Annotated in this window: 6 protein-coding genes; 2 read left to right on the forward strand and 4 right to left on the reverse strand. The window is 58.9% G+C overall.

What is annotated here, in order from left to right; all coding sequences use genetic code 11:
* Nucleotides 1-44: 44 nt before the first annotated feature.
* The 3 genes from JJ869_RS20630 to JJ869_RS20640 are packed head-to-tail and all read right to left on the reverse strand — an operon-like array spanning nucleotide 45 to nucleotide 2716.
* On the reverse strand, nucleotides 45-407 hold the full coding sequence (locus JJ869_RS20630) for an ATP-binding domain-containing protein (RefSeq protein WP_292270222.1): 363 nt from the start codon (nucleotides 405-407) through the stop codon (nucleotides 45-47).
* A gap of 15 nt (nucleotides 408-422) precedes the next feature.
* Complete coding sequence (locus JJ869_RS20635) at nucleotides 423-2252, reverse strand: ATP-dependent RecD-like DNA helicase (RefSeq protein ID WP_292270224.1); 1830 nt, start codon at nucleotides 2250-2252, stop codon at nucleotides 423-425.
* A complete protein-coding gene (locus JJ869_RS20640; RefSeq protein ID WP_366510486.1) occupies nucleotides 2249-2716 on the reverse strand; it encodes a thermonuclease family protein in 468 nt (155 codons plus the stop codon). Before JJ869_RS20640 ends, JJ869_RS20635 begins: the two co-directional genes overlap by 4 nt.
* On the opposite strand from JJ869_RS20640, the gene JJ869_RS20645 reads away from it, so the two are divergent.
* On the forward strand, nucleotides 2628-2822 hold the full coding sequence (locus JJ869_RS20645) for a hypothetical protein (protein WP_292270235.1): 195 nt from the start codon (nucleotides 2628-2630) through the stop codon (nucleotides 2820-2822). The two genes, JJ869_RS20640 and JJ869_RS20645, sit on opposite strands and share 89 nt — an antisense overlap.
* A gap of 96 nt (nucleotides 2823-2918) precedes the next feature.
* Nucleotides 2919-4325: an exodeoxyribonuclease I gene (locus JJ869_RS20650; RefSeq protein ID WP_292270230.1), complete on the forward strand. Its 1407-nt coding sequence runs from the start codon at nucleotides 2919-2921 to the stop codon at nucleotides 4323-4325.
* A 154-nt stretch (nucleotides 4326-4479) separates the two neighbouring features.
* On the opposite strand, the gene JJ869_RS20655 is transcribed toward JJ869_RS20650, so the two are convergent.
* Nucleotides 4480-7291 (reverse strand): DEAD/DEAH box helicase family protein (locus tag JJ869_RS20655; RefSeq protein ID WP_292270232.1); only part of this gene is annotated, 2812 nt, incomplete at its 5' end.

Below are 7291 nucleotides of genomic sequence, written 5' to 3' on the forward strand. Positions count from 1 at the left end.
CGGACTTGGAACGGATGTGCAAGCGTTCACCTCATATTCGAACATTATCGCGTATTGATATTGACGCCTACCAAGGGGTCTTCCGCCAACCATTCATTCAGTTTTGAACACCTCTGGCGCCCCGCCACATTTTTGACCGCGATGGCCACAGCCTTTTTTTGTCCGACCAGCACGACAAGCTTCTTGCCCCGCGTGACCCCGGTATAGATCAGGTTGCGCTGAAGCATCGCGTAGTGCTGTGTCATGACTGGGATGACCACGGCGGGGTATTCCGACCCCTGGCTTTTGTGAATCGTGGCTGCATAGGCTGGGACCAGCGTGTCGAGTTCGCCAAAGAGGAAGCTCACCGTGCGGCCATCGAAGTTCACGGCAACCTCGCCGTCGTCGAGGTCGACGTCTTCGATCATGCCGATATCCCCGTTTTAGACGTCCTTGTCGTAATCGTTCTCGATCTGCATCACCTTGTCGCCCGGCGCGAAGGTCCAACCGAAGCGCTCGACCTTCTTCTCCCCGGCAGGGTTCAGCGCGGCCTGAAGCTCGATGTTGAGGGATCGCGCGCCGACCCCGCCGCGGTTCATCGGGCAGAGGACTTGAATGTCCTTGATCGGGTCGAAACCGAACCGCTGCGGGATACGCTTGGCCACCAATTCGACGATCCGCGGTACGGCCTGCTCCGGATCCGCGGCCGGCACAAAATAGAAATCCGCCTCGCCATCGGGTTTGCCGAGATCGGGCAAGCGGCCTGCATTGATGGCATGCGCCGTCGTGATGATCTTGCTCTGGGCTGCCTGCCGGAACACCTCGGTCAGACGCACCACGGGCACTGCGCCGGAGCCGATGATGTCTGCCAAGACCTGGCCAGGGCCAACGGAGGGCAACTGGTCGATGTCGCCCACGATGAGCAACGCTGCGGTGCTGGGCACGGCTTTCAGAAGCGATTGCATCAGAAGAACATCGACCATCGAGCTCTCGTCCACGACCAACAGATCGCAGTCGAGAGGGTTTTCCTCGTTGCGTTTGAAGCCGAAGGCCTTCGGGTCAAACTCCAGCAGCCTATGGATGGTCTTGGCCTCCATGCTGGTGGCTTCGGTCATCCGCTTGGCTGCGCGGCCGGTGGGCGCACAGAGCAGCAGCTTCACGCCCTTGGCAGCCAGAATGCGCAGGATGGAGTTTACGATGGTGGTCTTTCCCACCCCGGGACCGCCGGTGATCACCGTGAGCTTTGAGCGCAGTGCCAGGCGGATTGCCTCGGCTTGGCTGGCAGCAAGTGTGAGGCCCGTCTTTTGCTCGATCCATGGCAGGGCCTTGTCCGCATCGATCTCGGGCCAGGGCAGGGCGCCCGCATCGATGCGCTTCACATGCGCGGCGATCCCGCGCTCCGCGAGATAAAGTCCCGTCAAAAAAATGCAGTCTGCATCTCCCACGCGATCGGCAGTGACGGTTTCCTCGGCCAATTCCTCTTGCAACGCGCTGTCGATCAGGCGACGCTCGACTTCGAGCAGCTTGCCCGCAAGACCGATCAGCTCCGCCCGCGGGAGGCCGCAGTGGCCATCCCCCATGGCTTCACTCAACGCGAACGAAATCCCCGCCCGCACACGGATCATCGCCGTCTTCTCGATGCCCAGCTTTTCGGCAATCAGATCGGCTGTCCTGAACCCAATGCCCCGGATGTCTTTGGCCAGTCTGTAGGGGTTCTCACTCATCACCTGGACGGCATCTGTCCCGTATGTCTTGAAGATACGAACAGCGCGCGCTGTTCCCACGCCGTGTTGGTGCAGGAAGACCATGATCTCGCGGATTACCTTCTGATCCGCCCAGCCGGCCGTGATCTTGGCCGCGCGCATCGGGCCAATGCCAGTGACTTCGCGCAGACGTTCAGGCGCTGCCTCGATGATGTCGAACACATCCTTGCCGAACGCCTTGACCAGCCGCTTGGCATAGACCGGCCCTATGCCGCGGATCATCCCAGAGCCCAGGTATTTCTCGATGCCTTCGACTGTCGAGGGCTCATGGGTCTTGAGAAAGTGAGCTTTGAATTGCAGACCGTGATTGCGGTCATTGATCCAGACTCCAGATGCTGTGATCCATTCCCCTGCAGAAATCATCGCCGCGTGCCCGACCGTGGTTACCAGGTCCCGGTGCCCGCGCGCCTTCACCCGAAGCACACAGAAGCCGCTCTCCTGACTGTGGAAGGTCACCCGTTCCACCAAGCCAGCGAGAACCTCAGTCGTGCTCTCGGCCGATGACGTCATGGAAGCCGCTGTCCGCGTCGCCAATCCCACGGCATCACGAATTGCCCGGACCAAATATTGCGCCCAGCGCTTCGGGCTTGATCTTCGGCTCTGATGTAATCTCGTGAATACCGCCTGTAGGCGACGGCCCAACCTTCGCTGACCAACCAGCGGTTCAGGTCTTGATTGCCTTGGGTGCAGACAGCGATTGCACGATCATAGCGGTCCACGTCGCGCACCGAGCAGTTGATCGTGCGGCGACCAATCCGGTCGGACAGGGCGAGAGCGGCCTGTTGCCCGCAGCGCCACCGAGCGCCAGATGCGCGCATGCACGATTGCCGACTCTCAGGGGCATCAATCCCGTGCAGGCGGACGCGGACGCCGCGGATTTCAAGCGTGTCGCCGTCTATGACGCTGGCAACGCCAACCAAATCACTTGCAACAGCCGTCATGGGCGCCAACGAGGCCGTGAATGCCAACACCATCGCCGGTATGATTGCCCATATCCTTCGACCGGCCGGACGGCTCGACCCGCTGACACACCTGTCGGAACGACAAGCCTTTGAACGAAACGGCCCGATCTGCATGTGACGACCTTGTTTTGATTTCTGCACGCCATCGCTCCTGTCAAGATCCTGTTTACGGTCACGACTGCCGGAAATCTACATGCGGATCGGAACGGACATCATGGCCTTCGAGATTTGCCTGCTCTATTATCTCTCTATGGATTTTGTTTTCTACGATCTTGAAACCACCGGCATCTCGCCGGAATTCGACCAACCGCTGCAGTTTGCTGCGATCCGGACGGATGAGCATTTTGTGGAGAAGGAGCGGGTCAATATCCGCTGCCGATTGGCACCGCACATTTTGCCCTCGCCGCAGGCCCTGGTGGTGACGCGGCTTACCCCTGACCAGCTCACAGACCCATCCCTGCCATCCCTTTTCGAGTTTTCGCAACAGGTGGCCGAGTTCACTGAGCAATGGGCCCCAGCGATCTGGGTCGGCTTCAACACGATACACTTCGACGAGGAAGTCCTGCGGCAGACCTTCTATCAGAACCTGTCGCCCAACGTGTATGCCACGCAGTTCAATGGAAACACGCGCTTTGACACCCTACCTGCGGTTTATGCGGCCTATGTTCGGGAACCCGATCTTCTCTCTTGGTCTGTGGATCACACGGGACGGCGCAGCTTCAAGCTGGATCGACTGGCGCCTGCAAATGGCTTCAACGCGCACAACGCGCATGATGCTTTGGGGGATGTCGAAGCGACCATTCATATTGCGCGCCTGATTGCGACGCGTAGCCCGGCACTCTGGGCGGAGCTGCTGGACAATGCGCACAAGACGCGTGTCCAAGAGAAGCTTGAAAGTTTCCGCCCCTATGAACTGGTCACCCGCTTTGGCGGTGGTGAGCCGCAATCTTTTGTTGGGTGTTTTTGCGGATATTCGAAGAACAACAGCGCGCAGGCAGCATTCTTTGATCTGGACGCCGCGGACCCGGCCGAATTTCTACAAGCGTCCGATGAGGTGATCCTTGCGGCCGTTGATGGCACGCCGAAGATTATCCGGGGCGTTTCGACGAACAAGGCTCCTGCGCTTCTCCAGCCAATCAAGCCCAGCGCGGAACATATGCGCCGCGCCGCGATCATTGCGGATGCGCCGGAGTTTCGGCAGAGGGTTGGCGCGGCGATGGCGGCGCGCTTCGCGGATGTTGCTGACGCGCCGCCCAAGCCTGTGGAAAAGCAGATATATGGCGCGTTTTACTCCAACGCTGACAAGCAGCTCCTTCAGGAGTTTCAAGGTGCCGACTGGCCGCGGCGACAGGAAATCGTGGCAAGCCTTTCGGATGCGCGCCTTCGTCAGCTTGGTCGTCGATTGGTGGCGTTTTTCAGTCCAGAACTGCTGAACACGCAGGAAAAGGCTCAATTCGACAAATATTTGCGGGAAAAATGGTCCGCGCCCGATGCGCCGGAAACCGAATGGATGACGCTTGCGAAAGCGCAGGTGGCACTGGAAAGTCTGCGTGATGCTCATGCTGCGGCGCCACAAGAGCTTGAGGCTATTTCGTCATTCCTTACAAGGTGGTACGCATGAGGTGCGTGAGCGCCTGCACCCGCGAGGATTATGGGTTTTTATGTGCTGTGTTTGTCTCGAGTTTCGCAACAGCTGCGGAGTGTCGAACGGTGTCACTGTAACCCGCCTCTAGCGGCAAGAGGCATAACTGGTGCTTGAAGGGATTTGTCTTTCACTATGCAGCCCGCCCAGCCCCACGAACGGCCCTTTGGAACATTAGCCCCATCAGCATGTCGCGGGCCTCTTTGTCCTGCATGAACGCGTTTCGCATAGCATTGTCCCGCTGGAATGCCTGAATGGTTCGGCGCATGAACTCGGCATCAAAGCGCGGACGCACATCTCGCGGGTCGTTGTTCCGCAGCATCTCAGCCCAAACATCGTCGTCCAGAATGTCGTTGTTGACCGCCTCGAACCGGAGGTAGTCGTCTTCCGAAAATTCCGTGCCATGACGGGCATTGAAGGACTCGATGATCTCGGTGAGGGTCTTGGACTCCTCTTCCGTGTAAGGGTTGGCCCCAAACCGGTCGATCGGGCTCAAGGCCTGATTGTCATCAGCTGTGAGGCTGGCGTCCTGCGGGTCGCCCTGCTTTTCAAGGCGGTAGGCCGCCATATCCAGCATGTCGTCTGTCACGTCCTCACCCTGAGGCGCCTGACGAGACGGCAGGATGCGCTTCAACCATGAGCCGTAGATGTGCAGCTTCTCGAGGTCCGTATCACCAAGGTTCATGACCTGCGACATGAAGGAATAGAAGCGCAGGAAGGACGCCAGGGTCTGGCGGAATTCCTCCTGTTCCGTCTCGTTCAGGTTTTCGGTGAAGCGGGTGACGGCCTGACGGACGATCCCTTCCAGGACGGGCCGTTCATCGGCACGCTTGCGCGCCTGAACAAAGCGCGTGACGAAGCGATCGATCTCGCCTGCATCAAGGATACCGAACGCCTTCAGGCGTGCTTCGAGGCTGTAGATCTGGTTCGGGTCCGAGACATCCTCAAGCTGGGTCACGTTGTAGTAAGGCTTGAAGGCTTCCTGGATCTCTTCAACCGTGTTTCGGAAGTCGAGAATATAGGTGCGCTCTTTGGACGGATAGATCCGGTTCAGGCGCGCCAGGGTCTGGACGGCCTGCAGGCCGCTCAGGCGCCGGTCGATATACATGGCCACAAGCTTGGGCTGGTCAAAGCCGGTTTGGTATTTCTCGGCCACAACAAGGACGTTGTAGGTGTCCCCATCGAACTGACGCGGCAGTTCCGTTTCGGCAAAGCCGTTGATCCCCGGCTCGGTATAGGGCTGGCCATCCACGTTGATCTCGCCCGAGAAAGCCACGAGGGACCGGACATCCGTGTAGCCATTGTCGGTGACGTATTTCGAGATCGCCTGATGGGTGCGAATGGCGTGTTCCCGGCTCGAGGTCACCACCATAGCCTTGGCATTGCCTGACAGTTCCGGGAGCGCATGGCGACGGAAGTGCTCCACAATCACCTCGGCCTTCTGGATCATGGCCGTCTCATGGAAATCGATGAAGCGTGCGACCTTGCGCGAAGACTTCCGTTCCAGAAGCTCCGGATCTTCTTCGATAGCCTTTTCGAGTTTCGCGTAGGACTTGTAGGTCTGATAGTTCCGCAAGACATCCAGGATGAACCCCTCCTCGACAGCTTGCCGCATCGAGTAGAGGTGGAAAGGTTCAGGGCCGCTGTCGCCGAGGCGCCCGAAACGCTCCATGGTGACGTTCTTGGGTGTTGCGGTGAAGGCGAGGTATGACAGGTTGGCCTGTGGCCCGCGGAGGCGCTGCAATTCGATCAGTGCCTGCTCGGTGGCGTCCAGTTCCTTCTCTTCCTCGGTCAGCTCTCCGTCGGCCAGGACGCGGGCCATACTGTCTGCGTGCTTGCCCGACTGGGAGGAGTGCGCCTCATCAATGATGATCGCAAAGCGTTTCTTTTCCTCGTTTTTCAAGACGGAAAGCTGGTCGGTCGAGAACTTATGGATCGTCGAGATGATGATCTTGGCGCCATCCTCGATCGCTTTCTTGAGCTGCCGCGATGTGCCATCGATCGGCACCACATATCCGGCAGTCTGCGCGAAGGATTTGATGGTCTGCTGGAGCTGTCGGTCCAGAACCACACGGTCAGTCACCACGATGATCGTATCGAAAATCGCCTTGTCACTATCATCATGGAGCGTGGCCAGATGGTGCGCGGCCCATGCGATGGTGTTTGACTTACCGGAGCCAGCGGAGTGCTGGAACAGGTAATTCTGCCCTGCGCCATTGGCCTTGGCGTCCTGGATCAGCATGCGTACGGCATCGAGCTGTTGGAAGCGCGGCCAGATGGTGGTGCGCTTGACCTTGCCGACGGGCTGTTCGACCTCATCGACCAGAACAAAGCGCTGCAGGATACCCAGAAGGACTTCACGGGAGAAGACCGCTTTGCGCGCACCGATATCGCGGTAAAGATAAGCGATCCGGAATTCCTCTTCGACATCAGGATTGCCCGCGCCGCCGTCGCGGCCGCGGTTGAACGGCAGGAAGCGTGTCTTGCCGTTGTTGAGATGCGTGGTCATGGACACGTTGTCCTGATCCAATGCGAAATGTACCAACGCGCCCCGCTTGAAGGTCAGAAGCGGTTCGCCATTGGGTGACCTGTCCTTGCGGTACTGCTTTTCGGCGGTCTGGTAGGTTGAGCCAGTCAGCGTGTTCTTGAACTCAAGTGTTGCGAATGGAATTCCATTGACGAGTAGAACCACATCGATGGCATTCTCGGAGCGCAAGGAATAGCGCACTTGGCGCATGACGCCGAGTATGTTGCCTTCATAGGCGCGCAGCGTGACCGGGTTTAGGCCTGACGCGGGTCTGAAAGTACAGAGCGCGATCTTGATGCCCGGGATGATCGTGATGCCTTGGCGAAGGACTTCAAGCGTGCCGACCGCTTTCAAGCGGGCTTCCACCTGGCGGACCAACGTCTCACGTTCTTTGCCCGGATATTGGTCGCAGAGCTTC

Origin of the sequence: Marivita sp., from assembly GCF_017643905.1 — a bacterium.
GTDB lineage: Bacteria > Pseudomonadota > Alphaproteobacteria > Rhodobacterales > Rhodobacteraceae > Marivita.

Coding starts and splice junctions, on each gene's coding strand:
- JJ869_RS20630 (WP_292270222.1), bottom strand. CDS start 407: ATGATCGAAGACGTCGACCTCGACGACGGCGAGGTTGCCGTGAACTTC.
- JJ869_RS20635 (WP_292270224.1), bottom strand. CDS start 2,252: ATGACGTCATCGGCCGAGAGCACGACTGAGGTTCTCGCTGGCTTGGTG.
- JJ869_RS20640 (WP_366510486.1), bottom strand. CDS start 2,716: ATGGTGTTGGCATTCACGGCCTCGTTGGCGCCCATGACGGCTGTTGCA.
- JJ869_RS20650 (WP_292270230.1), top strand. CDS start 2,919: ATGGCCTTCGAGATTTGCCTGCTCTATTATCTCTCTATGGATTTTGTT.